Genomic DNA, 25,604 nt, shown 5'->3' on the forward strand with positions numbered 1-25,604 from the left:
ACCTTGTAAATTCGCTTGTTTTTGCGGGTCATTTCCGATATTATTTAGGTATGGTTGATCTCTAATGCTAAATTGGTATAGACAAAAACAGCCTGTAAGTAAAATCCGTTCAAAAAAGAAATGAGCAATCTGAGGTCTTCCCTTTGATTGCTTTTTTCTTTGTGGTATGATATTCCTGTTGTAAAACTTTTTTACAGAATGGAAAATAAACGTCTGATTGAGAATCATCAGAAATTTAGAATAAAAGAGAGCGTGTGTGTATGAGTAATCAGCAAGAGTTTGTGCCAATTTTATTAGGTAGCGACATGAATGTGTATGGGATGGCCCGCTCATTCTATGAAGCTTATGGAAAAGTGTGTCAGGCCTACGCGTCTGATCAATTGGCGCCAACAAAATACAGTCATATTGTAAATGTGGAAGTGATTCATGGCTTTGAAAAGGATCCTGTCTTCATTGAAGAGATGAGAAAATTAATGGCGGAAACCTATACGGATTCCTCAAAAATTTATCTGCTGATTGCTTGTGGAGATGGCTATGCAGAGCTTATTTCTCAACATAAAGAAGAATTATCCAAAACGTTTGTTTGCCCATATATTGATTATGATTTATTTGAGCGCTTAGTGAATAAGGTCAGTTTTTATGAGGTCTGTGAGGAGTTTCAACTACCTTATCCTAAAACCTTGATTATTCGTCAGGAAATGGTCAAAAACGGCCAGCTGACAACAGACTTACCTTTTAACTTCCCAGTAGCTTTGAAACCTGCCAATAGTGTCGAGTATCTTTCTGTACGTTTTGAAGGACGTAAAAAGGCCTTTATTATCGATAATCAAGCAGAATTTGATTCAGTGGTGAGTAAAATTTATTCGGCTGGTTACACGAGCGAACTAATCGCTCAAGACTTTATTCCGGGCGATGATAGTAATATGCGTGTTTTAAACGCGTATGTCGATGAGTCGCACAATGTTCGCATGATGTGTTTAGGGCATCCTTTACTTGAGGACCCAACACCTGCATCTATTGGTAATTACGTGGTTATTATGCCGGACTATAATGAAAAGATTTATCAAACAATTAAAACATTCTTAGAAAAGATTGAGTACACTGGCTTTGCGAACTTTGACATGAAATATGATGTTCGAGATGGTGAATACAAACTATTTGAAATTAATTTGAGACAAGGACGAAGCAGTTTCTTTGTGACGCTTAATGGCTTGAATTTAGCTAAGTTTGTTACGGAAGATCGTGTGTTTAAAGCTCCTTTTACCGAAACGATATACGGCAGTAATACTTCCGATGCAGCCAAATTATGGTTGGGCGTCCCTAAAAAAATCTTTTTGAAGTATGCTCGCGATAATCAAGACAAAGAGTTAGCTAAACAAATGATTAAAGAAGGCCGTTGGGGAACAACTGTGTTTTATTCGAAGGAACGTTCTCTTAGACGTTGGCTATTAATGAAGTACATGTTCCACAATTATATTGCACGATTTAAGACCCATTTTAATGTGAAAGAAGGATAATACATGGAGAATTTCTTTAGCATTCTTGGTGGCATGGGAACAATGGCAACTGAAAGCTTTGTTCGATTATTGAACCATCGGACGGTCACACACAAAGATCAAGATTATTTAAACTATGTGCTATTTAATCATGCCACTGTGCCGGATCGGACTGCTTATATTTTAGATCGAACAAAAGAAAATCCTGTGCCATTTTTACTAGACGATATTCATAAACAAAATTTATTACAGCCGAATTTTATCGTCCTGACTTGTAATACTGCGCATTATTTCTTTGAAGAATTGCAAGAAGCGACGGAAATCCCCATGCTACATATGCCTAGAGAAGCTGCTAAGGAATTAAAGCGCCAAATGAACGAAGGTAAAGTGGCCTTTCTGGGAACAGAAGGTAGCGTGAAAGCTGGGGTTTACGAAAAAGAACTGCGTGATTTTGGTTTTGATGTCCTCATTCCAGAAAAAGCTCTTCAAGATAAAGTCAATCATTTGATTTATCATGACATTAAGGAAAATGATTTTCTAAATAAAGAGTTGTACTATGAAATTTTGGATGAAGTGATTAATCAGCAAGGCTGCGACCAAGTAGTTTTAGGCTGTACGGAACTTTCACTTATTCAAGAATTTGCTGATGATAACCCATATCCAGTCATTGATGCACAATCTATTCTCGTTGACTGTACAATCAAAAAGGCATTGGCATTTAGAAAGTAAACAGAGTAACTATTCAAAAAAAGTAGTGAACGACTAAGTAGCTACTGAATAACTATAGATTTATAGATAGTGGAAAGACTGAAGTGATTATTCATCAATAGAGAAGGGCATCCTTTTCTCGTTGAAGAAGATTGCTTCTGTCTTTTGTTTTCGTGTAGCTTCTATTTTTACCGATGAGCAGAATATCTGAGATAGTAAGATTGCGTAAAGATGAGTGTCGTCATTTAGAGGCTAGTCTTTAAGACATAGAGTGACAAAAGGGAAATCAGAAGAACTCAAGCGGGAAAAGCTATTTAATGAAGCCTTTTTTTTAAGAAACTAGTCAATTTTTTCTAAAATAAGAGAAAAGGGCTCGAGATAGATAGCAATGATACGCCCGGAATGATATAATAGTATAGATGAATATATAGGAGTGAACAATTATGGCAGATAATTTGCAATTAGTTATTATTACAGGAATGAGTGGTGCCGGAAAGACGGTAGCAATTCAAAGTTTTGAAGATATGGGTTATTTTTGTGTCGACAATATGCCGCCAAGTTTAATTCCTAAATTTTGGGAGTTAATCAAAGAATCTGGAAAAGTCACAAAAATTGCCTTGGTTGTTGACTTACGGTCACGCTCATTTTTTGAAGAAATTCAAAATATGTTAGTAGAAATTGAAAATACTGGCTTTATTGATACGTCTGTTCTGTTTTTAGATGCTTCTGATTCAGAATTAGTCTCACGTTATAAAGAAACACGCCGGACCCATCCAATGGCGATGGATGGCTTGGTGACTGAAGGAATTCGTAAAGAACGAGCTATCTTAGAAGATATTAAATCGCGAGCTTCAATTGTGATTGACACAACGGAATTAAGCCCTCGTTTGTTACGTGAAAAGATCAATCATGAATTTAAATCAAAGGGTGATCTAGGCTTCCATGTTGAGATGGTTTCTTTTGGCTTTAAATATGGATTGCCTATCGATGCGGATGTCGTGATGGATGTTCGTTTCTTACCTAACCCACACTACATTGCGGAATTACGTCCTTTAACAGGACAGAATCCAGAAGTTTATGATTATGTGATGTCCTTCTCTGAAACAGAAGAATTTTATACAAAATTCGTAGACCTGTTGCAAACTGTCTTACCTGGATATGTGAAGGAAGGCAAGAGTAGTTTAACAATTGCGATTGGCTGTACGGGTGGACAACATCGGTCAGTAGCTTTAACCGAACGTGTAGGTAAAACTCTCTCTGAAAAATATAAAGTTAACATTACCCATCGAGACAAGGATAAACGGAAAGAGACGGTAAATCGCTCATGAAGATGAAAACGTACCGGATCAGAAAACCGAAAATTGTTGTGGTTGGTGGGGGGACAGGCTTGCCTGTCATCCTGAAAAGTTTACGCAATCAAGGAGCTGATATCACAGCGGTCGTAACGGTGGCTGATGATGGAGGCAGTAGTGGCGAGATTAGAGATAGTATCGATATGGCGCCACCTGGCGATATGCGGAATGTTTTAGTAGCTTTGTCTGATATGCCTCAATTATATGAAGATATTTTTCAGTATCGTTTTGATAAAAATGATAACTTTTTAGCAAATCATGCTATCGGAAATTTGATTATTGCCGCAGTCTCTGAGATGAGAGGGAGTACATATGAGGCGATTCAGTTATTATCAAAAATGATGCATGTTGATGGGCATATTTATCCCTCGTCTGAGCAACCGCTTGTGTTACATGCTGTCTTTAAAGATGGAACAACTGCTGTTGGTGAGTCGAAAATTGCAATCGATAGAAAAACCATTGATCATGTATTCGTACGAAATGTCGAGGGCAGTGATACGCCAACGGCTGCTCGAAAAGTTGTCGCAAGTATTATGGAAGCTGACATGGTTGTATTGGGTCCGGGCAGCTTATTTACAAGTATTCTACCTAATTTAGTCATCCCTGAGATTGGGGAAGCCTTGGTGAAAACAGCAGCAGAGGTCGTTTATATTTGTAATATTATGACTCAAAAAGGGGAAACTGAACATTTCACAGATGCAGATCATGTTCGCGTGTTAAATACACATTTAAACAATCAATTTGTCGACACCGTATTAGTAAATACTGAAAAAGTTCCGGAAGGCTATATGGATCCAGAAGTCTATGATGAATATTTGGTCCAAGTGGCGCATGATTTTACTGGACTAAGAGAAGCCGGATGCCGTGTCGTTTCCACAGATTTCTTAGAGCTGAGAGATGGTGGGGTTTTCCATGATGGCACGAAGGTGGTTGAAGAACTCTTTCGGATTGTTTTTGGCGCGAAAATCTAACGGTCGATAAAGAATAAGAAAGGCGGGGGTAGATTGTCCTTTGCAGCCGAAGTAAAAAAAGAGTTAACAGGTTTAGAAGTGCATCGAGAGCATGCGAAAGCCGAATTAGCTGCACTTATCCGTATGAATGGCTCATTAAGTTTAGCTAACCATCAATTTATTCTAAATGTTCAAACGGAAAATGCCGCGATTGCCAGACGAATCTATTCTCTTTTAAAAGATCATTATGAAGTTCGTAGTGAGTTACTTGTACGAAAAAAAATGAAATTAAAAAAGAATAATGTGTATATTGTTCGTTTAAAATATGAGACAGAACGGGTTTTATTAGACTTGGATATTATGGACGGTTTGATGTTTAATAGCCATGTCTCTGATGAGATATTGGGCAATGCGCAAAAGATGCGCTCCTATTTACGTGGAGCCTTTATGGCATCAGGCTCTGTTAATAATCCAGAAACCAGTCGTTACCACTTGGAAATCTTTTCTTTATACGAAGAGCATAATCAAGATGTTTGCGATATGTTGAATTATTACGACTTAAATGCGCGCACACTGGAACGTCGAAATGGCTATATTTGTTATTTAAAAGGTGCCGAAAAAATCGCTGACTTCTTGACGTTAATTGGTGCGACGAATTCCATGCTACGATTTGAAGATGTTCGTATTGTTCGTGATATGCGCAATTCTGTAAATCGCTTGGTCAATTGTGAGACGGCCAATCTAAATAAAACGATTGATGCAGCCTCAAAGCAAATTGAAAATATCCGTTACATTGAAAATACAGTTGGCTTACAAGCGCTGCCAGAAAAACTACAAGAAATCGCGGAATTACGCTTGGAGCATCCAGAAGTTAGCTTGAAAGAATTAGGGGAAATGATTCCATCTGGTGTCATTTCAAAATCAGGAATCAACCATCGAATCCGGAAAATCAATGAATTTTCAGAGAATTTACGGAAATAAATAGAAAAAAACAAGAACGTATGCGATTGAATGCATACAAACAAAAAACTCACCCGAGGGGATAGGACACGGAGCAGTATTGCTCAATGATTAGTGTCTATCCATTCGGTGAGTTTTATTTTTTAGCAAAATCAGTCTAAATTACATTTCTTATGGTGTTTAGCTGATAATGTCGTTTAGTTCATCTAGCGTGATTGATTCATCAAATATATGCTCATTGACAATAATTGTCGGAACAAACTGAATATTCGCTTCAGCCGCTTCGTCAATGATTGATTGTGTGACTTTTTGATCAAATTGTTCTGTGAGGTTCAATGTTTCCTCCGCGAAGGTAGCTACTTCTTCTAAAGAAAGTTCGCCCCATTCATCTTGAGTACTGAATATTTTCTTTAATTCTTGTAAAGCCTTCACGCCGTCTGTCTGAGTAATGTAGTGTTGCATGACATTGCCTCTTTGCAAACTTTCTTTTTCTTTATCAAAAAACTTAATAATCCGTTGAACCTTTCCCTCAGAGACAGCCTCGAATAACACATCATAAGACTCCTCAAACCATTTACGGCAGAATGGGCAACGAACGTTTATAAATTCAATCATTTTTTTAGGTGCATCATCCGAACCTATTTTTAAACCAGTTAAAGAATTTGTTCGATTTGCTTTGATAATAGATATATCCATTGAAAATTCCTCCTTTACAACTAGTGTATCGAATTTTTGGACGAAAGGGAATTTTTTTACCTTATTTGGCTTCACAAAATAATAGGTAATTTTAACCGATTATTATTAAGTATGTGAAAAAAGTATCCTATAATCTCTTTCAAATAATAAAATATCAGTTATAATGAAAGGGATAGATTTGACTCAAATCAAATAAGAGGATGATGATACATGCGTAAAATGAAAACAATGGATGGAAATACAGCAGCTGCTTATATTTCTTATGCCTTTACTGAATTAGCAGCGATATATCCCATCACACCAAGCTCTACGATGGCTGAACTCGTGGATCAGTGGTCTGCTGAGGGAAAGAAAAATATTTTTGGACAGCCTGTTAAAATTGTCGAAATGCAATCAGAAGCAGGTGCTGCCGGGGTGGTGCATGGTTCACTAAAAACAGGGGCCTTAACAACCACGTATACAGCTTCACAAGGTTTATTATTAATGATTCCCAATATGTACAAAATTGCTGGAGAATTACTTCCTGGTGTCTTTCATGTAGCAAGTCGAGCACTTACCACTAATGCTCTGAATATTTTTGGGGATCATGGCGATGTCATGGCTGCACGCCAAACGGGCTTTGCGATGCTTCAAGAAAGTACTGTACAAGAGGTGATGGATTTAGCGCCAGTTGCTCATTTAGCTGCAATTGAATCAGGGATTCCTTTTCTGAACTTTTTTGATGGCTTCCGGACAAGTCATGAAATTCAAAAAATTGAAGTCTTAGAATATGATGAACTCTCTCCGTTATTGAATCAGGAAAAATTAGCTGCTTTTCGTGAAAAGAGTATGAATCCTAATCATCCATCGGTGAGTGGAACGAATCAAAATCCGGATATTCATTTCCAACAAAGAGAAACGATTAATTCTTACTATGATGCTTTACCGGGTATCGTTCAGAAATATATGGGCAAAATTAATGAGTTAAGAGGAACCAACTATGACCTCGTGACTTACTATGGCGCCGATGATGCCGAAGAGATTATTGTTTCGATGGGCTCGGTTGCCCCGACTATTGAACAAACGGTTGATTATTTAATCGAACAAGGTCGTAAAGTTGGCTTTTTAAATATCCATTTATACCGTCCATTCCCTGTGGAAACATTTTTAGAAAAATTACCTAAAACAGTTAAAAGTATCGCCGTCTTAGATAGAAGCAAGGAGCCTGGAGCAGGGGGCGAGCCTTTATTATTAGATGTGCAAAGTGCTGTCTATGATTCAGAGATGCACCCAGCGATTATTGGTGGACGTTATGGTTTAGGTTCAAAAGATGTTGTCCCTAATCAAGTGATGGCTGTCTATAATGAACTTCAAAAATCTCGCTATAAAATAAAGCGTCGCTTTACAATTGGGATTGTTGACGATGTTACGAATATGTCTTTAGAGTTAGGTCCGTCTCTAGATTTAACCAATAAACAAACCTACCAAGCCAAATTCTGGGGCTTCGGTTCCGATGGTACGGTCGGTGCGAATAAATCGGCAATTAAGATTATCGGTGACCATACTAAAAAATATGCCCAAGGCTATTTTTATTACGATTCGAAGAAATCCGGTGGTTTGACTGTTTCTCATTTACGTTTTGGAGAAGCGCCGATTCGTTCGACGTATTTGATTGAACATGCTGATTTTGTAGCCTGTCACACGCCTGCCTATATTCACAATTACGATTTAGTTAAAGGTTTGAAAAAAGGCGGAACATTCTTATTGAATACTGTCTGGGATGATGACCAATTGAATCGTCATCTACCGAATAAATTAAAACGATATATTGCTGAAAATGAGATTAAATTTTACACAATTAATGCCGTGAAATTGGCTCAAGAAGTCGGTTTAGGTGGTCGAATTAACACAGCAATGGAAACAGCTTTCTTCAAATTAGCCAACATTATTCCTTTCGACACAGTTTTACCCATTTTGAAGGATGAAGCCTTGAAGAGCTATGGAAAAAAATCAATGGCTGTTGTTGAGAAAAATGTTCAAGCAATTGAGCGAACCGTTGAACTATTACATCAAGTTGAAGTGCCTGAGGAGTGGGCAACCGTTTCTCTTGAACCTAAACGGACGGTCCGTGCAAAATCACAATATATTACTGAAATATTAGAACCAGTCAATGCCCAAGAAGGTGACGCCCTTTCTGTGGGTACCTTAGTAGCCAATGATATGACAGATGGTCGGATGCCTTTGGGAACGGCAGCTGTTGAAAAACGTGGTGTTGCATTAGAAGTACCTGAATGGATTAGCGACCGCTGTACGATGTGTAATGAATGTGCTTTTGTCTGTCCACATGCGGCGATTCGACCTTTCTTAGCAGATGACGACGAATTAGAAGAAGCACCTGAAGGCTTTATTGTGCGAGAAATGCGCGGAGCAGACGGCTTAAAATACAGAATTCAGGTATCGGTAGAAGATTGTACCGGTTGTGGACTATGTGTTGAAGCTTGTCCTGCTAAAGGTAAAGCTTTAGTGATGAAACCGTATGAAGAATCGAAAGAACAAGCAATTAATTGGGCCTTTGCTATGACCTTACGTCAAAAAGAAAATCCAATTAAGAAAAATACCGTCCTAGGCACACAATTTAATAAACCATTGTTAGAATTTTCTGGTGCTTGTGCAGGGTGTGGTGAAACACCGTATGTAAAATTATTGACTCAAATGTACGGCGATCGGATGATGATTGCTAATGCAACTGGCTGTTCTTCTATTTGGGGCGGTGCTGCACCGGCTTCACCTTATACAACGAATGAACAAGGACAAGGACCAGCTTGGTCAAATTCTTTATTAGAAGATAACGCCGAATACGGCTATGGTATGTTCTTAGCATCTCAAACACGTCGTGAACATTTAGCAGACAAAATGTTACAAGTGAAAGAAAGCACTTCTGCGAGTTTACAAGAGCTAATGGCTGATTGGATGACTCACATGAATAATAACGAGGGTACGCAGCAACGAGCTGCCAAACTAACAGCGGCTTTAGAAGAGGAAAAATTAACCAACACGCAATTAGAAGAAATTTATGCAGATCGCGACTTATTCGTTAAGCCAAGTCAATGGATGATTGGTGGCGATGGTTGGGCCTATGATATTGGCTATGGCGGGATTGACCATGTCTTAGCGAGTGGTGCTGATGTCAACATACTGGTTCTAGATAATGAAGTTTATTCTAATACCGGTGGGCAAGTTTCTAAAGCGACACCAGCTTCAGCGATTGCCAAATTCTCAGCGAGTGGGAAATATGCTTCTAAGAAAGACTTGGGCATGATGGCGATGACTTACGGGAATGTCTATGTCGCACAAATTGCGTCAGGAGCTAATCAAATGCAAACCATCAAAGCGTTAGATGAGGCAGAGAAATTCCCTGGGCCATCAATTGTGATTGCTTATACACCATGTATTACACATGGTTTATTAGGTGGAATGAGTCAAACGCTGAAAGAAGCGAAAGATGCCGTGGAATGTGGCTATTGGTCATTGTATCGCTACAACCCTGAATTAAGAGAACAAGGAAAAACACCAATGACTTTAGACTACAAGAAGCCTGATTTCTCACTGATGCCTGAATTTATGCGTCAACAAGTACGGTTCTCTTCATTGGAAGCAACACAACCTGAACATGCCGGACAATTATTTGAGAAGACCGTTAACGATGCGAAAACTCGATTCTATAACTATGCTCGTCTATCAGGACAAGAAGAGAAAATTCGAGCAAAATTAGAACCACAAATAACTGAGGATTCTTCCGTTGCAACGGCAAATGTAGAAGTTCCCGTCAAAAAGGAACGAATCAAAAAAGAGCGTGTTGTTGATCCCGAAGCTGAAGCCAGACGTGCGGCTAGACGGGCAGAACGCGCAGCAAAAAGAGAGAAATAAATCCTTTGGTATAGAAAACTGAGGCTATATGGTCAGTTAGCAGGTGTGGCGCAAAATGGAGCATTCGTTTTGCGCCGCACTTGTTTTTTAAAGGATTTTTTAGTTTACAGTAATTTTTCCTTAATAAAATTAAAAAATTGGTCTATCTTACTGCCACACAAATCAAAGCTATGCTATACTATTTAAGTAATCTCAAATAGAGAAGAGAGGCTGTCTATGTCATTTCAATTAGGAGAATTACTCAATCTCGAGTATTGGAAACAGATTTTTGAAGGAAGCCTGTTTTCAGCGAATTTTTTTATTAATATTTTAGATATATTAGTAGTTTGGTATTTAGTCTACAAACTAATGCAACTCGTCCGAGGAACAAAAGCTGTCCAGTTATTAAAAGGAGTCGCTATATTCATTTTAATCCAGATTCTTGCGGAAATTATTGGACTACACACGGTGTCTTGGTTGATGAGCCAAGTAATTACTTATGGAGTGATTGCGACCATTGTTATTTTTCAACCTGAGGTGCGCCGTGGCTTGGAACATTTAGGACGCAGTTCCTTCTTCAAATCATCGAAGACGGGTCAACGTGAAGGCGAAAAAATTATTTTAGCCTTCGACAAAGCCATCCAATATATGTCAAAAAGAAAGATTGGGGCTTTAATCACGATTCAGCGTAATACCGGCCTGGATGAGTATATTGAAACCGGGATAGATTTGGATGCTGATATTACTGGGGAATTGCTGATTAATATTTTCATTCCGAACACGCCACTACATGATGGCGCAGTAATTGTCAAAAATGAAAAAATTGCGGTTGCCTGTGCTTACTTACCATTGTCAGAAAGTATGTTGATTCCTAAAGAATATGGGACGCGACATCGGGCTGCAGTCGGTGTGAGCGAGGTCAGTGATGCGCTGACGATTATCGTTTCCGAGGAGACTGGAGATGTCAGTATCACCTTGAATAACGAGTTGATTCCAGCGTTATCTCAAGAGGAATATTTGAAAATTTTAAGAAGAGAATTAGCTCCAGTGGAAGAAGAAAAAGAAAAGAAAAACCTTTTGCAATCTTTCCTTGATGGTATGATTAAGGGGGGCAAATAATGGAGACGAAACAAAGAAAAAGCAATGCGCTTTACGCAATTTTGGCTTTATTATTTAGTATCCTTCTATTTTTTAATGCAAATGGGAAAAATCTCCCTACTACTTCTGCAACTGGAAGTGAAGGCTTTAGTGAGACCGCTACAAATGTGGAAATAAAGCCCATCTACAATTCTGAAAAATACTATATTCATGGTTTTGAAAAAAATGTGACGGTTAAATTGAGTAGCGCAAACAAAATTCAGCTAAATGCTGAACTAAATGAAGATACACGGAATTTTAGTGTTGTCGCCGACTTGTCTGATTTGAAGCCAGGCACACATGAAGTACGTTTACGCATGCAGAATTTAAGCAGCGCCGTATCAGCTACGATTGATCCAGCAACCGTGACTGTGACGATCGAAAAAAAAGCGACTAAAACCTTCGAAGTAGAACCTGTCGTATCATCTTCTAACACAGATAATGGCTTTACTTTAGGAAATGTTGCTGTATCACCGGCAGAAGTACAGATTACAACAGGGGACCAGACGTTAAAAGAAATCAAACGAGTGGTGGCAACCGTGGATCCGTCAAAAGTGGCGAAAGAAAACTTTAGCGAGACGGTCGCTATTCAAGCACTAAATGGCTCAGGGGAACCCTTAAGTATCCAATCTGTGCCTGATAAAGTAACTATTGATGTTGAGGTGGTTTCTCCACAAAAAGTAATTACTTTGTATCCAGTACAGACCGGAAATCAAGAAGAAGGCATCGCTTACTACAACTTGACATTGACTCAAACTTTAGCTACTATTTCAGGAGCGCAAGAAAAATTAGATAGTCTTTCAAGTATTGGCGTGCCGATCGATATTACGGATATTACTAAGAGCGTTAGAAAAACAATTTCTGTACCTATCGACTCTGGCTTAGCTATCTCGCCAAAAGCAGTTGATGTGACTATCGTACCAGTGTACGAAGCTGGCTATTCAAGAAGTTCGTCTGACACCGATACGTCTACGACTACTGCAGAGACAACAACCAAAGATGATTCGCAGGAAACAACTACCTCTTCTCAAAGCACAGAGAAGAATACCAGCAGCACGAAAGAAAAAGAGTCCTCCAACAGACAAACAGAGGAAACAAACTAGGATGAATTTAAGGAGAGAAAATTAACTATGGGTAAATATTTTGGAACTGATGGCGTTCGAGGCGTCGCTAACAAAGAACTGACACCTGAATTAGCGTTTAAGTTAGGACGTTGTGGAGGCTATGTACTAAGTCAACATGAAGCTGGCGAAAAACGTCCGCGCGTATTAGTCGGAAGAGACACGCGGATTTCTGGTCAAATGCTAGAAACAGCATTAATCGCAGGCTTACTGTCTGTTGGAATTGAAGTGTTCCAATTAGGAGTTATTTCTACACCAGGCGTTGCTTACTTAACTCGTTTACAAAAGGCTTCTGCAGGAGTTATGATTTCTGCTTCACATAATCCAGCTGAAGATAATGGGATTAAATTCTTTGGAGCTGATGGCTTTAAATTAGTCGACAGTCAAGAATTAGAAATCGAAGCTTTACTAGATGCCGAAGTGGATGAATTGCCACGTCCTTCTGCTCAAGGTTTGGGTACTGTGGAAGAATTCCCAGAAGGATTACTGAAATATTCTCAATTTCTTGTTCAAACAATTACTGGGGACTTATCTGGCTTGACGGTGTGTATTGATGCAGCCAATGGGGCAACAGCGACTTCTGTTAATCGTTTATTTGCTGACTTAGAAACTGACTTTTATACAATGGGTACGCAGCCAAACGGGTTGAATATCAATGACGGTGTCGGTTCTACACATCCTGAAAAATTAGCTGAAATGGTCGTTGAAAAAGGCGCCGATGTTGGGCTAGCTTTTGATGGTGATGGCGATCGAATTATCGCTGTAGACGAGCTAGGAAATATCGTCGATGGAGATAAAATCATGTTTATCTGTGCGAAATTCTTGGCTGAAAAAAATCGTTTGAAGAAAGATACAATTGTCACTACAGTTATGAGTAACTTAGGTTTCCATAAAGCGGTTGAGGGGATTGGTCTTAAAGATGTCATCACTCAAGTAGGTGACCGTTATGTAGTAGAAGAAATGCGTAACAATGATTACAATTTTGGCGGTGAACAATCCGGTCATATGGTCTTTTTAGACTATAATACAACTGGTGATGGTATGTTATCAGGAATTCAACTGTTAAATATTATGAAACAAACGGGTAAAAAACTTTCTGAATTAGCAGGTGAAGTTACTATTTATCCGCAAAAATTAGTCAATATCCGCGTGACTGATAAAAATGGGGCGATGGATGTTCCAGCTATCAAAGCAGTCGTTGAGGAAGCTGAAAAAGAAATGAACGGTGAAGGCCGTATCTTGGTTCGCCCTTCAGGAACAGAGCCATTACTCCGCGTTATGGCAGAAGCGCCAACACATGAAAAAGTTGACTATTATGTAGATAAAATCGCAGAAGTTGTTCGTCAAGAGATTGGTGCAGAATAATCTACTAAAGTTTAGTGAATAAAACAAAAAAATAAATAAGACTAAAAATAGTGGATGCTGCTAATGGGCATTCACTATTTTTTATTTGAGAGTATATAAAAAAATGAGAGATGTGGGCAATAACCCAAGTCTCTCATTTTTAATAGTCATAATTGATTATTCAACTGTTACTGATTTTGCAAGATTTCTTGGTTTATCAACGTCATAGCCTCGTTGAAGTGTTGCAAAGTAAGCAACCAACTGAGTTGGGACAACTGTTAGAAGTGCACTTAATAGTGGATGAACAGTTGGTAAAACAATTTGATCAGTCGGTTTTGCCAAATCAGCGCTAGCAAGTACTAATGTTTTCGCGCCACGACTTTCAACTTCTTTCAAGTTTCCACGTGTATGCGCTCCAGTTACTTCATCCGTAATAATCCCTAAAACAGGCGTTCCTTCTTCGATTAAGGCAATCGTTCCATGTTTTAATTCGCCGGCAGCGAAGCCCTCAGCTTGAATGTAAGAGATTTCTTTCAGTTTTAGAGCTGCTTCCATTGATACGTAGTAATCAACACCACGTCCAATATAAAAGGCATTTCTAGTCTCAGTCAGATATTCAGCAACTAGCTCACTGATTAAATCTTTTTCGTTGATAATTGATTCCATTGCCGTAGCAACTAAACCTAACTCATGTACGAACGCAAAGTCTGCTGCTTGAGCGAGTCCTTTTTGTTGGCCTAGAGCTTTTGCCAAAACGGCTAATACAGCAATCTGAGCAGTGTAGGCTTTGGTTGAAGCCACTGCAATTTCTGGTCCTGCGTGTAACAATAGAGTATAAGTTGCTTCTCTTGAAAGAGTTGAGCCAGCGACATTCGTAATAGTTAATGAAGGATAGTTCAATTCATTAATTTTTACTAATACTTGTCGACTATCCGCAGTTTCACCACTTTGACTAAGGAAAATAAAGAATGGTTTTTCTGAAAGTAATGGCATATTGTACCCAAACTCACTAGACAAATGGATTTCAACTGGAATATTGGTTAAAGTTTCGATTATCTTTTTGCCCACCCAGCCGGCATGGCTACTTGTACCGCAACCGATGATATAAATTCTGTCGCGATCTTTCATAGCGTTTAATAAGTCAGCATCTAGTTGAATTTCGCCTTCTTGATTGGCGTAGTTTTGAATAATTCGTCTCATGACAGCAGGTTGTTCATCGATTTCTTTCAACATGTAATAAGGATAGGTTCCTTTTTCGATGTCGGTTAAATCAAGTTGTGCTTCATAAGATTCACGTTCAATTGCGTGACCCTCTTGATCTTCGATAGCAATAGCATCCGCTGTAACAATCACCATTTCTCCATCGACTAATTCGACAAAACGATTGGTTTGTTCTAACATAGCCATCGCATCGCTACAAATCACATTGAAGCCATCGCCAAGCCCAACAAGTAGAGGACTTTTATTTTTTGCTACATAAATAGTCTCAGTATCTTCTTTGTCGATTAAGCCGAACGCGTAAGAACCGCGAATCACAGACAAAGCTTTCTTAAAGGCTGCTTTAGTGTCTAATCCTTGATTCATGAAAGCTTCCACGACATGAACTGCGATTTCTGTATCTGTTTCACCAATAAAGGTATCTGCTGCAAGATAAGTTGATTTTAATTCTTCAAAGTTTTCAATCACGCCATTATGCACTAATACAAGACGTTGACTTTGAGAGGTATGGGGATGCGCATTCTCTTCACTAGGTTGTCCGTGAGTCGCCCAGCGTGTATGACCAATCCCAATCGTTCCGCTAACTTCAGGAGTTAATTTGTCTGAAAGGTTCTTAATTCTACCTTGTGCTTTTACTAATGAACTAGTCGTGTCATTGGCAACAAATAAGCCGGCTGAATCATAACCTCGGTATTCTAATTTTTCTAATCCTTTAATGATAATCTCTGTTGCATTTGGCTTTCCTACAATTCCTACAATTCCACACATAATGTTTTCGTCCTACTTTCTTCTCATTATATGTTTCCGCTGCGTGAAAGATGCTTTGTTGGAATGTTTCCATTCGTTTTTCCATCTTTCTTTAGAGTGCAGTCCCTAGAGTCATCCGCCGAATCATTCGATAAACTCTTTCCTCGTCATCTGATAAAAATCAGACCTGGCGCTATCCAATTGGTCTATTAACCTCCTAGTTATTTTTTTGTCGGAAACAAGTAACATCATAGCGTTAATTTCATATCATGTCAACATTAAATTATATTGGTATATACGTATAGCAAAAATATGATTAACAGAAGGCGTGAGGATAGGCTGCGCTTATTGTTTGTTGCGTTACTTGTTTGCCTTGTGAGAATGGTTGAAAATTGAGGTCATACAAAACTTTTGTTACAATTGATTTATCGATGAGGAGGATGAAAACATGGAAGCAGAAATAAAAGTCATGACTATCAAAGAATTGAAACAAGCAATTGCTGCATTAGAAGAAATACCTGAGGTAACAGAAGAAACAAAAGTATTTTTAGATACTGGTTGGGATAGTCTACAAGAGGTCGCACCAGATGCATTAAGTGTCGAAAAAGCAAAACAGTTTAAGGTCCAAGATGAACTAACTAAAGAATATTTTACTGGCTATTCTCTTGAAGATAAGGCAGAAAAAACCAAAGCTACGGGTGAAAGTGAAACAATCGTTGTTTTGCGTAATTTATATTAGGAGGACCAAAAAATGAATGCAAAACGTTGGGTAGCGGTTGTTGTTGCCATCGCGTTGTTTCTTTTCTCTGGGTTGACAGCAGGACTTACTAGAAAAGAAGCGACTGAGAATCAACGAACAAGTTTGAACGGGTTGCTTTATGGCTCGAATGAATTATCAGAAACAGTTCTTGAACAAGGCAGTTCTGATGATAAAATTGCTCGAATTCAAATTGAAGGAACTATTTCTAGTGGAACAAGTGGTAGCCTATTTTCAGGAGAGTCCTACGATCATGAATCAGTATTGAAACAAATTGCGCTTATTAAAGAGAATACAGACGTGAAAGCTCTGCTCTTAGAAGTCAATTCACCTGGTGGGGGTGTATATGAAAGTGCTGAACTGGCTCGTGCATTACAAGACCTTCAGCAAGAAAAGAAGATTCCCATCTATGTTAGCATGAAAAATATGGCAGCCAGTGGTGGTTATTATATCTCAGCTCATGCCGATAAAATTTTTGCTACAAATGAAACTGTGACCGGTTCGATTGGTGTGATTATGTCGAATCTAAATTATTCTGGCTTGTTGGAGAAATTAGGCATAGATGATGCGACAGTTAAAAGTGGGGCCTTAAAAGATATGGGCTCGGCGACACGCCCAGAGACAAAAGAAGAGGTACAGGTCCTTCAGGCTTATATTGATAGTGCTTATAATCGGTTTGTTACAATCGTTTCTGAAGGACGAGGAATGAGTGTTCCAGAAGTCAAAGAAGTTGCAGACGGACGCATTTACGATGGGAAACAAGCGTTAGATGCTGGATTAGTTGATGCTATTGGCTTTCCGGATGAGGCTTTGGCTGCCTTAAGAAAAGAACACGGCTTAGAAAAAGCACAATTTGTTCAATACAGTCTAGATAGCACTGGATTTGCGAACACTTGGCTAGGCTCCAAGCTTGCGCAACTCCAAGGACTTCAACCATCAGAAAGCAGTCAAATCAACTCATTATTGAAAAGCATCGGCACTTCAGAAGCTCCTAAAGCTATGTATTACTACGGAGGTGAATGAAGTGACTAATGAAAATGCTGAGAACAACGAGACGAAGAAGAATCAAGAAGAGCAAAAGCCTCAATCGATAGAGGCAACACCTATTTCTTCTACTACTAGACAAGAACCACAAGTCGGTCCTGGAAAAGAAGTGTCGAGGCCTGTTACGGAACAGTTCAATAAAACAGCCTATACGCAAGAAGAGATTGAGCAAAATCAGCATTCCTGGAAAGACTTTTCTGAAGAAAATCCTAAGCCAGCTATTCACGATTTTCCTGCTTATTTTTATGCTGGTTTTTGGATCCGAGGCTTCGCCTTTTTAATTGACTTATTATGTATCCACTCTATTACCACGATTTCGTTAGGGACGATTTATTCATTAGCTAATTGGCCAAAGAATACGAATTTCTTTAGCTTTTATACGTTAGCTAGTTTAATCATTTACCTTGGTTATTTTATTCTCCTAACCAAGCAAACCAACGGGCAGACTCTTGGCAAGATGATCTTTGGCATTCGTGTGATTAGTTTCGAAGAAGAGAGACTTAGTTGGCAAACAGTCCTTATTAGAGAAGGCGCATGTCGCTTTATTTTAAAGTATCCCTTATTAATGCTAGGCTATCTGCCGCTCATTTTTAGTCGGCGCAAGCAACATGTCGGTGACTATCTATCTAGTACGAGCGTTGTAACGATTAATACCGTTCTAGCTTTTAATAAGCAACTCAGAGAAACGGCGAAATAGGTCTGTGAAAGCACCATTCCGAACCAAATAATCGGGTTGAAAATAGCAACGAACAAGGGATCAAAATCATAAAGTGCAGAAGTACAAGTAACTGATTTTTGTCATACAAATAGAAGCTGAAATTTCTTCTAGATGGGGAAAAGACGAACCAATGAAGAAAAAAATTCTGTTTTCTTCATTGGTTCGTCTTCTTTTCTTTCTTTTTCTTTGTTACACTAGAGACAAATATAGTTGAAAGAGGCGGAAAATGAATCAACCAATCGAGTTTCCTAAAAATGTTAAACGCTATGTTCGTTTAGGCAAATTAGCGCTTGAAGACGAGGAGTTATTAAAAGCAGTTGAATACTTTACAGCCGCCTATGAAATGAAACAAGATTTTGATGTGAATAGGCTCCTTGTTACCTCTTTGGTAGATATCGGCGAGTTTGACCTAGCATTTGAATACGCGGATGAAATGCGTATGAATTATTTTCAGGCTGTCGAATATCTAGCAATCTACTTACAGCTTTTACTTCACCGAAGAAGATTTATTGAAGCGACGAGCATGGTGTTGACTAGAAAAAAAACAGCGGAAGATCCGGATGATGTGACTTTACTATCTGGATATTTAAGACAAATAGAACATACGGGTAGAGCCTATCAACATTTAGAGCCGGAAAGAATCAAGAAAACTTTAAATGACCTAAAAAAGCTGCCGTTGATAAATTATCACCAGCAAATGGCTACTATTAAAAATATCGAGATACTACCAACAGATATATTCGAAGATTTAGCGCAAAAGCTGAGTAATAATCAGCAACTACATCAGTTGGTTCGCTCAAAAGTATTGGAGGAGCTGGTGAAGATTGAAAGCGAAAAAAGTGTCGATTTTCGATGGTTAGATGGGGAAATATATCCCTTAATACCCAGTACTTTAGTGCTTCCTGCTGCAACACGGTCTTATCAAATCATTTCTCGCGAGGTGGAGCGGGCACTAATCAATGACAATCCATCCTTATTACTGACGGTGACGAGTGAGTTGAAATTGCATTTTGCTTTATTGTTTCCTTTTGCTGATAAAAATATCAAAGATTCGCATTTATGGGCACAAAGCTATTTAGATGAGCAAGGGACTTCGATAAAAGCAGAGGATCAAGAGGTATTTCAAAAAATCTGTCAGCTGAAACAACGATTACAAGCACAGGTGCAACAACTTTATTTTCAATAATAAAGTTAAAAAGAATGAAAAATAAGTAAAAAAATCATTTGTTGCCGTGCTAAATGTTTACATTTCACAAGGCTTAGTGTACTATTTAAAAGTATGCATAACATAAAATCATGTATAAATTTTTAATTTATTCGGAGGGAAACAAATGACTGCAAAATGGGAAAAAAAAGGCACCAATGATGGTGTATTAACATTTACAATCGAACAAGAGCTAATCCAAAAAGGATTGACTACTGCGTTTAACAAAGTAAAAGGAAACCTTAGCGTTCCTGGATTCCGTAAAGGAAAAATTTCTCGTCAAATGTTTAATAGCATGTACGGCGAAGAAGCTTTGTACGAAGATGCATTAAATGCTGTCTTACCAGAAGCTTATGAAGCAGCTGTTAAAGAAGCCGGAATTGATCCAGTATCACAACCAAAAATTGATGTTGAAAGCATGAATAAAGGCGAAGATTGGACAATCACAGCGGAAGTAACTGTAAAACCAGAAGTAAAATTAGGTGAATACAAAAACTTAACCGTTGAAAAACAAGAACGCGAAGTAACAGACGAAGACGTGGATGCACGTATCAAACGTGAACAAGAAGCGCAAGCTGAATTAGTAATCAAAGAAGATGAAGCAGCCGTTGAAGGCGATACAGCAGTCATCGATTTTGAAGGATTTGTTGGCGACGAAGCATTCGAAGGCGGCAAAGGCGAAAATTATTCATTAGAACTTGGTTCAGGTTCATTCATTCCTGGCTTCGAAGAACAAGTTGTTGGTCATAAATCTGGCGAAAGCTTCGATGTGACTGTAACATTCCCAGAAGACTACCAAGCAGAAGATTTAGCTGGCAAAGAAGCAGTCTTCAAAGTAACTGTTCATGAACTTAAAACAAAAGAATTACCTGAATTAGATGATGAATTTGCTAAAGATGTTGATGAAGAAGTTGAAACTTTAGCAGAATTGAAAGAAAAATATCGTAAAGAATTGACTGAATCTAAAGAAAAAGCAGCGGATGAAGCAAAAGATGAAGCAGCTATTCGTCAAGCCGTAGAAAATGCTGAAATTTTAGATTTACCACATGTAATGGTTCATGATGAAGTGCACCGTTCAATGGATGAATTCTTAAACAACATGCAACGTCAAGGAATTGCTCCAGAAATGTACTATCAATTAACTGGAACAACTGAAGAAGATTTACACAAACAATTTGAAGGCGAAGCAGAAGTTCGTACAAAAACGAACTTAGTGATTGAAGCAATTGCAGCTGCTGAAAAGATTGAAGCAACGGATGAAGAAATCGCTGCAGAAATCAAAGAATTGTCTGAAACATACAACATGCCTGAAGATCAAATCAAGAACGTTCTTACTGAAGATATGTTAAAACATGATATTGCAATGAAAAAAGCAGTAGAAACAATCACTGCAACAGCAGTTGAAAAATAAGAACAACTAAATGCTACTATTAAGCTTTTGAAGCGGGGAAACTCAGCTTCAAAAGCTTTTTTAGTGTGCTAAATGGACTATGACTATTGAGGTGTTAGAAGGTTTTTGGGGGTAGTGAAGTGGATTTGAATAGTTCACTAGATTGTCCTATGTCTATTATTCTAAATCGTCATGGAAAAGAGCTTACAAAGTAGAATAGATGATAGGTAATATAACAACCCTCTCTTCAATAATTTTTCATATCGAGTTATTAGGCAGATAATTTTGGTTTTTTCTAACTACTCATTAGTTGCGGGGGCTGACTGATTTTAAGCGGGCTTTAAATCGATAATATCTATTGGCTAGTAGGTTTTCCTTTTCAAATTAGCCTTAGCGCCTCGATATTTTCACTAAAAGGTGCGCAACTAGCCACAAGTATATAAAAAGTGACTAGTTTCCTCTCTGTAAAATTATGAAATTAAAGTTTATAAGAGCGGAGAACCTTGAAAGACTGGGCTTCTATGAATGATATTTATAAAATCATCTGAAATTAAGTTTAGAATAAATCGATAATTTAGAGTTTAGTGTGTTTTTTAGACTTGTGGCTAGTTGCGGTGTTTTCGCTCATTTAATGAGTTAGCCAGAATCAGGTTTGAAAGAAAATAAAATAATCGATTTTTCTTTTATTAGCCTATGGATACCATTGCACCGCTTGAAAAGCGGAATTAAAAAATCCATCTGCGAATCTATTTTTCCATTAAAAGCAGCTTTTTATCTCGAATTTTGATCGAAAAGATGCGCAACTAGCCACAAGTAGCTAGAAAGCAGAAATTTTGCGTTTTTTATTCGACTTTAAATAACAAATTTAGAGTTATCATATTTAGAAAATTATAGAATTTATGAAAGTACTAAGAAAAGAGTAAAACTAAGAATTAGTTGCTCGTTCTAGTCGTAACTACTTTTTCTTTCTGGCAAACTGTGATATTATAGAAAAAGGCTGTAATAAGGCTTTAAAGCACTGCTTTTTTACAAAATAATCTAGCAGGACTAGAACGGATAGAATCAAGGGGTGAAAACCATGTATGATAATACAAATGGAAACGAAACGGTTCGCTGTTCTTTTTGTGGAAAAACACAAGAAGAAGTAAAGAAAATCGTTGCTGGACCAGGTGTCTATATTTGTAACGAATGTATTGACTTATGCAAAGAGATTATTGATGAAGAATTTTATGATGAAGCAGTTCGTGAATTCATGGAAGTTCCCAAACCAAAGGAAATCTTAGAAATACTAAATGAATATGTTATTGGCCAAGAACGTGCGAAAAAAACGTTAGCTGTGGCTGTTTATAACCATTACAAACGGGTGAACGAATCAGAGGTTTCTGAAGATGTTGAATTGCAGAAAAGTAATATTTGTTTGATTGGCCCAACTGGATCAGGAAAAACATTTTTAGCGCAAACACTAGCTAAATCGTTGAATGTTCCTTTCGCAATCGCTGATGCAACTAGTTTAACTGAAGCTGGTTATGTGGGCGAAGATGTTGAAAACATTTTGTTGAAGCTATTGCAATCTGCTGATTATAACGTGGAACGTGCTGAAAAAGGTATCATCTATATTGATGAGATTGATAAAATTGCTCGTAAGAGTGAAAATGTTTCAATTACTCGAGATGTTTCTGGTGAGGGTGTGCAGCAAGCTCTACTAAAAATTCTTGAAGGAACGGTTGCAAGTGTGCCACCTCAAGGAGGTAGAAAACATCCGCATCAAGAATTTATTCAGATTGATACAACGAATGTACTCTTCATCGTTGGGGGAGCTTTTGATGGCATCGAAACAATTGCTAAAAACCGTTTAGGCGAGAAAACAATTGGTTTTGGAACAACAAATAAAAAGCTTTCTGAAGATGAAAGTATCATGAAGCATATCATTCCAGAAGATTTGTTGAAATTTGGTCTAATTCCTGAATTTATCGGGCGTTTACCTGTTACGGCAGCGCTAGATAAATTAACAAATGATGACCTTGTTCAAATTTTGACAGAACCAAAGAACGCGTTGGTTAAACAATATAAGAAATTGTTGTCTTTAGATGAAACAGAGCTTGAGTTCCAAGAGGATGCGCTAAAAGCAATTGCGGATAAAGCAATTGAGCGCAATACAGGCGCGCGTGGATTACGTTCAATTATTGAGGATATCATGATGAATATTATGTTTGAAATTCCTTCTGATGAACGAATCAAAAAAGTCATCATCACGAAAGAAGCAGCTGAAGGTGAAGGCGAACCAATTATTTTATACAACGAGAAAGAACAAAAGGCTGGTTAATTGTTTGTTAGCTAGATAAGTAGTTTATTTTTGTTAGAGAGCTAGGCTTGTCTCTGCCTAGCTACTTTAGTGTAATTTTTAGGACTGCGACACTTGATGTCACAGTCCTCTTTTTAAGGAAAGGAGTGTGCTTATGAAAGTTCATCAAGCAGAAATAATTATTAGTGCAGTTGCACCGAAGCAATATCCTGAAACGAATTTACCTGAGATTGCTCTGGCAGGCCGTTCCAATGTCGGGAAATCATCATTTATAAATACCTTAATTGATCGAAAAAATTTAGCACGTACCTCAAGTAAACCGGGGAAAACGCAGACTCTAAATTTTTATTTGATTGAGAATGCTTTGCATTTTGTCGATGTACCTGGTTATGGCTATGCAAAAGTTTCTAAGACGGAACGAGCAAAATGGGGGAAAATGATTGAAACCTATATCACGACTCGTCCTCAGTTGAAAGCAGTCGTATCATTAGTTGATATGCGTCACGCCCCAAGTACGGAAGATATTCAGATGTATCAATTTTTGAAATATTATGATATTCCGGTGATTGTTGTGGCGACCAAGGCGGATAAAATTCCTCGTGGTAAATGGAATAAACATGAAAGTGTCATCAAAAAAGCGTTAGACTTTGATAGAAATGATGAATTTATTTTATTTTCTTCTGTCACAAAACAAGGCAAGGAAGAAGCCTGGGCAGCAATCGAAGAAGCGATGACTTTCTAAAGAGTCAAAGGTGCATAATTGTAATAAAAGAGCGGGTCTATAGAATAATCTATACACTCGCTCTTTCAAGAAGAAGTCCTTGTCTAGGATTTCTTTTTATTTTTCTTTTTTTCTGGTTCTTTAATCTCTGGCTTCAAAAAGCGGTTAATATCTTCTTTAGGAGCCACTTTATTTTCAGGGTCAACAACAAAGTCAGCAAATAATTTGTCTAGGTTGTCGGAACGTTCGAATTTTAATCCCATGAAAATCCACCTCCATGTAAGGATAGTTTAACACTTTTTATAGATAAATGGGGGGAAAAGAGATAAAATAACGCTAAATTTTGGTGCATTGCTTAGTGATTCGTTATAATGGAGATAAGAGAGGGGCGAGATGAATGAAAGAAGAACAACAGATATACGGAATGTTGCGTGTCGATGTTGCGGAGCAAAAGGAAGCGGTTCGAGCTGCAGAAGATTGGTTATCTCTTGTCAGAATCTTCATTGAGCCTACTTATTTTAAAGTAGAGGAAGACATTCCAGAGAGTTTTGATCTAGCCAAGGTTAAAAAGTTAATTAAAGAACTTGGCGACGTTTCGGAAGTAACCTGGCTAATTGGCGATGAGGAGAATGAACTTAGTTTTAGCTACTTCAAAGGACGAATTCTAGAGAAATACTTATTGTCTAAGTCGGTCTTTCAGGTAAATCAATCGTTGCTTAAAGATTACCTGTTACGAAAAATGACAACTTATAGTGGAGTAATGGCGTATCTGAGGGACTTTGCGGAATATCGTTATAATAATATCAGTGCAATAGACGAGCGTCTGTTGTTTGAGACAAAAGAAGAGCTTGAACAGCTACCGATGCTCAGAACACTTGATGGTAAAAAGAAAATCGATTGTAATCAGCTAGCTGGCTATGATATATATTCTAAAGGATTGTGTTTTACTTCGTGTTGGCAGATGTACTTTGGTCAACCGTACTATACGATGATTCCTAAACAGATTTTTCAAGAAGTTCAACAAATTGAATACGTCAAAGAACATCAAAATCAAGTCCTGGAAATTCAGCTTTATAAAGACCCGTTTAACTGGCGACATGAGAGTAATCTTAAATTTCAGCGTTTATTTAGGGATCAGATGGGCTTTGATTCATTGGCTTGGGATAATGGAGTAGGTCTTCTGAGAGAGCCTTATATCGAGTATATTTACCCGAAAGATTTTATTCACACGGTTCAATATCAGAATGATTCCTTACAACCAACGCCTAAAAAAACAGCTAGTCACTTTATTACGCGTAGTTACGATTTAGTCAAAGGTGCCTATAAGGAAAAACGTGTCAAAGGGGCCCTCAACGCTCAAGCCTTTTTCCCGTGGGTAGATGAGGCACAGTCTAAAATGGTTGCGTATCGTGTAATTGACCCAGAATTAACCTTGGACAATGGTTTAGCTGCCTATACGTATTATATTAGAGATTATTTGGATATCGATGTGATTGATGATAAATATCCTGAGTATGAGGCAATTTTGCGCTTTTATATTCCCGAAAAACAGATGGAACAAATTCCTTTTGATGAAATCTTCAAGCATTTTCCAGACACAAAGATTAGTCAAATTAAACGAAAAAAAGGAACTATTTCTGTTGAATTGAAGAAAGAAAAAAATCATTTGCGAGTCTTATTTTTAGACTATAATCAATTGAATGAATTTATAGAAATCCAAGGACCGCAAAAAGTCTAATGATGCAGGTCTGGATAATAAAAGTTGCTGCGAATAAATGTGAAGGATTGCTGGTTAACGGTCTTTCATTAATAACGAACGAGAAAAAGGTGATCTGACAGAAATTGTCAGATCAC

20 protein-coding genes are annotated in these 25,604 nt (G+C 38.1%); 17 read left to right on the forward strand and 3 right to left on the reverse strand.

Going from position 1 to position 25,604, the window contains the following annotated elements; translation table 11 throughout:
- Positions 1-260: 260 nt before the first annotated feature.
- The 5 genes from BAU15_RS03385 to whiA all read left to right on the forward strand — a co-directional run bounded on the left by BAU15_RS03385 (position 261) and on the right by whiA (position 5,487).
- Complete coding sequence (locus BAU15_RS03385; protein WP_161841360.1) at positions 261-1,517, forward strand: D-aspartate ligase; 1,257 nt, start codon at positions 261-263, stop codon at positions 1,515-1,517.
- A gap of 3 nt (positions 1,518-1,520) precedes the next feature.
- Complete coding sequence (locus BAU15_RS03390) at positions 1,521-2,225, forward strand: amino acid racemase (protein ID WP_161841361.1); 705 nt, start codon at positions 1,521-1,523, stop codon at positions 2,223-2,225.
- A 422-nt stretch (positions 2,226-2,647) separates the two neighbouring features.
- Positions 2,648-3,532 carry an RNase adapter RapZ gene (gene rapZ / locus BAU15_RS03395; RefSeq protein ID WP_161841362.1) on the forward strand — a complete coding sequence of 295 codons (885 nt, stop codon included), beginning with the start codon at positions 2,648-2,650 and terminating at the stop codon, positions 3,530-3,532.
- Entirely contained in the window at positions 3,529-4,527 is a 999-nt protein-coding gene (locus tag BAU15_RS03400; RefSeq protein WP_161841363.1) for a gluconeogenesis factor YvcK family protein, read from the forward strand. Before rapZ ends, BAU15_RS03400 begins: the two co-directional genes overlap by 4 nt.
- Positions 4,528-4,560: 33 nt before the next feature.
- On the forward strand, positions 4,561-5,487 hold the full coding sequence (gene whiA, locus BAU15_RS03405) for a DNA-binding protein WhiA (protein ID WP_161841364.1): 927 nt from the start codon (positions 4,561-4,563) through the stop codon (positions 5,485-5,487).
- A 159-nt stretch (positions 5,488-5,646) separates the two neighbouring features.
- Here whiA and BAU15_RS03410 read toward each other — a convergent pair whose 3' ends face one another.
- A complete protein-coding gene (locus tag BAU15_RS03410; protein WP_161841365.1) occupies positions 5,647-6,162 on the reverse strand; it encodes a DsbA family protein in 516 nt (171 codons plus the stop codon).
- Positions 6,163-6,372: 210 nt separating this feature from the next.
- Between BAU15_RS03410 and nifJ the strand changes: the two genes are divergently transcribed.
- From nifJ to glmM, 4 genes are all read left to right on the forward strand, one after another.
- Positions 6,373-10,068, forward strand: coding sequence for a pyruvate:ferredoxin (flavodoxin) oxidoreductase (gene nifJ, locus BAU15_RS03415; protein WP_161841366.1), 3,696 nt, complete (start codon positions 6,373-6,375; stop codon positions 10,066-10,068).
- Positions 10,069-10,284: 216 nt separating this feature from the next.
- Positions 10,285-11,166 carry a diadenylate cyclase CdaA gene (gene cdaA / locus BAU15_RS03420; protein ID WP_161841367.1) on the forward strand — a complete coding sequence of 294 codons (882 nt, stop codon included), beginning with the start codon at positions 10,285-10,287 and terminating at the stop codon, positions 11,164-11,166.
- Positions 11,166-12,287: a CdaR family protein gene (locus tag BAU15_RS03425; protein WP_161841368.1), complete on the forward strand. Its 1,122-nt coding sequence runs from the start codon at positions 11,166-11,168 to the stop codon at positions 12,285-12,287. Before cdaA ends, BAU15_RS03425 begins: the two co-directional genes overlap by 1 nt.
- A 27-nt stretch (positions 12,288-12,314) precedes the next feature.
- Positions 12,315-13,670 carry a phosphoglucosamine mutase gene (glmM, locus tag BAU15_RS03430; protein WP_161841369.1) on the forward strand — a complete coding sequence of 452 codons (1,356 nt, stop codon included), beginning with the start codon at positions 12,315-12,317 and terminating at the stop codon, positions 13,668-13,670.
- Positions 13,671-13,826: 156 nt separating this feature from the next.
- Here glmM and glmS read toward each other — a convergent pair whose 3' ends face one another.
- On the reverse strand, positions 13,827-15,635 hold the full coding sequence (glmS, locus tag BAU15_RS03435; protein ID WP_161841370.1) for a glutamine--fructose-6-phosphate transaminase (isomerizing): 1,809 nt from the start codon (positions 15,633-15,635) through the stop codon (positions 13,827-13,829).
- A 427-nt stretch (positions 15,636-16,062) separates the two neighbouring features.
- Between glmS and BAU15_RS03440 the strand changes: the two genes are divergently transcribed.
- The 7 genes from BAU15_RS03440 to yihA all read left to right on the forward strand — a co-directional run bounded on the left by BAU15_RS03440 (position 16,063) and on the right by yihA (position 23,771).
- On the forward strand, positions 16,063-16,353 hold the full coding sequence (locus BAU15_RS03440; RefSeq protein WP_161841371.1) for a hypothetical protein: 291 nt from the start codon (positions 16,063-16,065) through the stop codon (positions 16,351-16,353).
- Between the two features lie 12 nt (positions 16,354-16,365).
- Positions 16,366-17,394: a signal peptide peptidase SppA gene (gene sppA, locus BAU15_RS03445; protein WP_161841372.1), complete on the forward strand. Its 1,029-nt coding sequence runs from the start codon at positions 16,366-16,368 to the stop codon at positions 17,392-17,394.
- On the forward strand, positions 17,387-18,112 hold the full coding sequence (locus BAU15_RS03450; protein ID WP_420022113.1) for an RDD family protein: 726 nt from the start codon (positions 17,387-17,389) through the stop codon (positions 18,110-18,112). Before sppA ends, BAU15_RS03450 begins: the two co-directional genes overlap by 8 nt.
- 247 nt (positions 18,113-18,359) lie before the next feature.
- Positions 18,360-19,319, forward strand: coding sequence for a hypothetical protein (locus BAU15_RS03455; protein WP_161841373.1), 960 nt, complete (start codon positions 18,360-18,362; stop codon positions 19,317-19,319).
- 145 nt (positions 19,320-19,464) lie between these two features.
- Positions 19,465-20,748, forward strand: coding sequence for a trigger factor (tig, locus tag BAU15_RS03460; RefSeq protein ID WP_161841374.1), 1,284 nt, complete (start codon positions 19,465-19,467; stop codon positions 20,746-20,748).
- A 1,057-nt stretch (positions 20,749-21,805) separates the two neighbouring features.
- A complete protein-coding gene (gene clpX, locus BAU15_RS03465; RefSeq protein ID WP_161841375.1) occupies positions 21,806-23,050 on the forward strand; it encodes an ATP-dependent Clp protease ATP-binding subunit ClpX in 1,245 nt (414 codons plus the stop codon).
- 133 nt (positions 23,051-23,183) lie between these two features.
- On the forward strand, positions 23,184-23,771 hold the full coding sequence (gene yihA, locus BAU15_RS03470; RefSeq protein ID WP_161841376.1) for a ribosome biogenesis GTP-binding protein YihA/YsxC: 588 nt from the start codon (positions 23,184-23,186) through the stop codon (positions 23,769-23,771).
- A gap of 83 nt (positions 23,772-23,854) precedes the next feature.
- Here the strand turns inward: yihA and BAU15_RS15555 are convergent, their stop codons facing one another.
- Positions 23,855-24,013, reverse strand: coding sequence for an SPJ_0845 family protein (locus tag BAU15_RS15555; RefSeq protein ID WP_202622706.1), 159 nt, complete (start codon positions 24,011-24,013; stop codon positions 23,855-23,857).
- A 134-nt stretch (positions 24,014-24,147) separates the two neighbouring features.
- On the opposite strand from BAU15_RS15555, the gene BAU15_RS03475 reads away from it, so the two are divergent.
- Complete coding sequence (locus BAU15_RS03475) at positions 24,148-25,488, forward strand: hypothetical protein (RefSeq protein ID WP_161841377.1); 1,341 nt, start codon at positions 24,148-24,150, stop codon at positions 25,486-25,488.
- Positions 25,489-25,604: the final 116 nt, after the last annotated feature.

The sequence above is a fragment of the Candidatus Enterococcus huntleyi genome (genome assembly GCF_009933175.1).
Lineage (GTDB): Bacteria > Bacillota > Bacilli > Lactobacillales > Enterococcaceae > Enterococcus_K > Enterococcus_K huntleyi.

Coding starts and splice junctions, on each gene's coding strand:
- BAU15_RS03385 (WP_161841360.1), top strand. CDS start 261: ATGAGTAATCAGCAAGAGTTTGTGCCAATTTTATTAGGTAGCGACATG.
- BAU15_RS03390 (WP_161841361.1), top strand. CDS start 1,521: ATGGAGAATTTCTTTAGCATTCTTGGTGGCATGGGAACAATGGCAACT.
- rapZ (WP_161841362.1), top strand. CDS start 2,648: ATGGCAGATAATTTGCAATTAGTTATTATTACAGGAATGAGTGGTGCC.
- BAU15_RS03400 (WP_161841363.1), top strand. CDS start 3,529: ATGAAGATGAAAACGTACCGGATCAGAAAACCGAAAATTGTTGTGGTT.
- BAU15_RS03410 (WP_161841365.1), bottom strand. CDS start 6,162: ATGGATATATCTATTATCAAAGCAAATCGAACAAATTCTTTAACTGGT.
- nifJ (WP_161841366.1), top strand. CDS start 6,373: ATGCGTAAAATGAAAACAATGGATGGAAATACAGCAGCTGCTTATATT.
- cdaA (WP_161841367.1), top strand. CDS start 10,285: ATGTCATTTCAATTAGGAGAATTACTCAATCTCGAGTATTGGAAACAG.
- BAU15_RS03425 (WP_161841368.1), top strand. CDS start 11,166: ATGGAGACGAAACAAAGAAAAAGCAATGCGCTTTACGCAATTTTGGCT.
- glmM (WP_161841369.1), top strand. CDS start 12,315: ATGGGTAAATATTTTGGAACTGATGGCGTTCGAGGCGTCGCTAACAAA.
- glmS (WP_161841370.1), bottom strand. CDS start 15,635: ATGTGTGGAATTGTAGGAATTGTAGGAAAGCCAAATGCAACAGAGATT.
- BAU15_RS03440 (WP_161841371.1), top strand. CDS start 16,063: ATGGAAGCAGAAATAAAAGTCATGACTATCAAAGAATTGAAACAAGCA.
- sppA (WP_161841372.1), top strand. CDS start 16,366: ATGAATGCAAAACGTTGGGTAGCGGTTGTTGTTGCCATCGCGTTGTTT.
- BAU15_RS03455 (WP_161841373.1), top strand. CDS start 18,360: ATGAATCAACCAATCGAGTTTCCTAAAAATGTTAAACGCTATGTTCGT.
- tig (WP_161841374.1), top strand. CDS start 19,465: ATGACTGCAAAATGGGAAAAAAAAGGCACCAATGATGGTGTATTAACA.
- clpX (WP_161841375.1), top strand. CDS start 21,806: ATGTATGATAATACAAATGGAAACGAAACGGTTCGCTGTTCTTTTTGT.
- yihA (WP_161841376.1), top strand. CDS start 23,184: ATGAAAGTTCATCAAGCAGAAATAATTATTAGTGCAGTTGCACCGAAG.
- BAU15_RS15555 (WP_202622706.1), bottom strand. CDS start 24,013: ATGGGATTAAAATTCGAACGTTCCGACAACCTAGACAAATTATTTGCT.
- BAU15_RS03475 (WP_161841377.1), top strand. CDS start 24,148: ATGAAAGAAGAACAACAGATATACGGAATGTTGCGTGTCGATGTTGCG.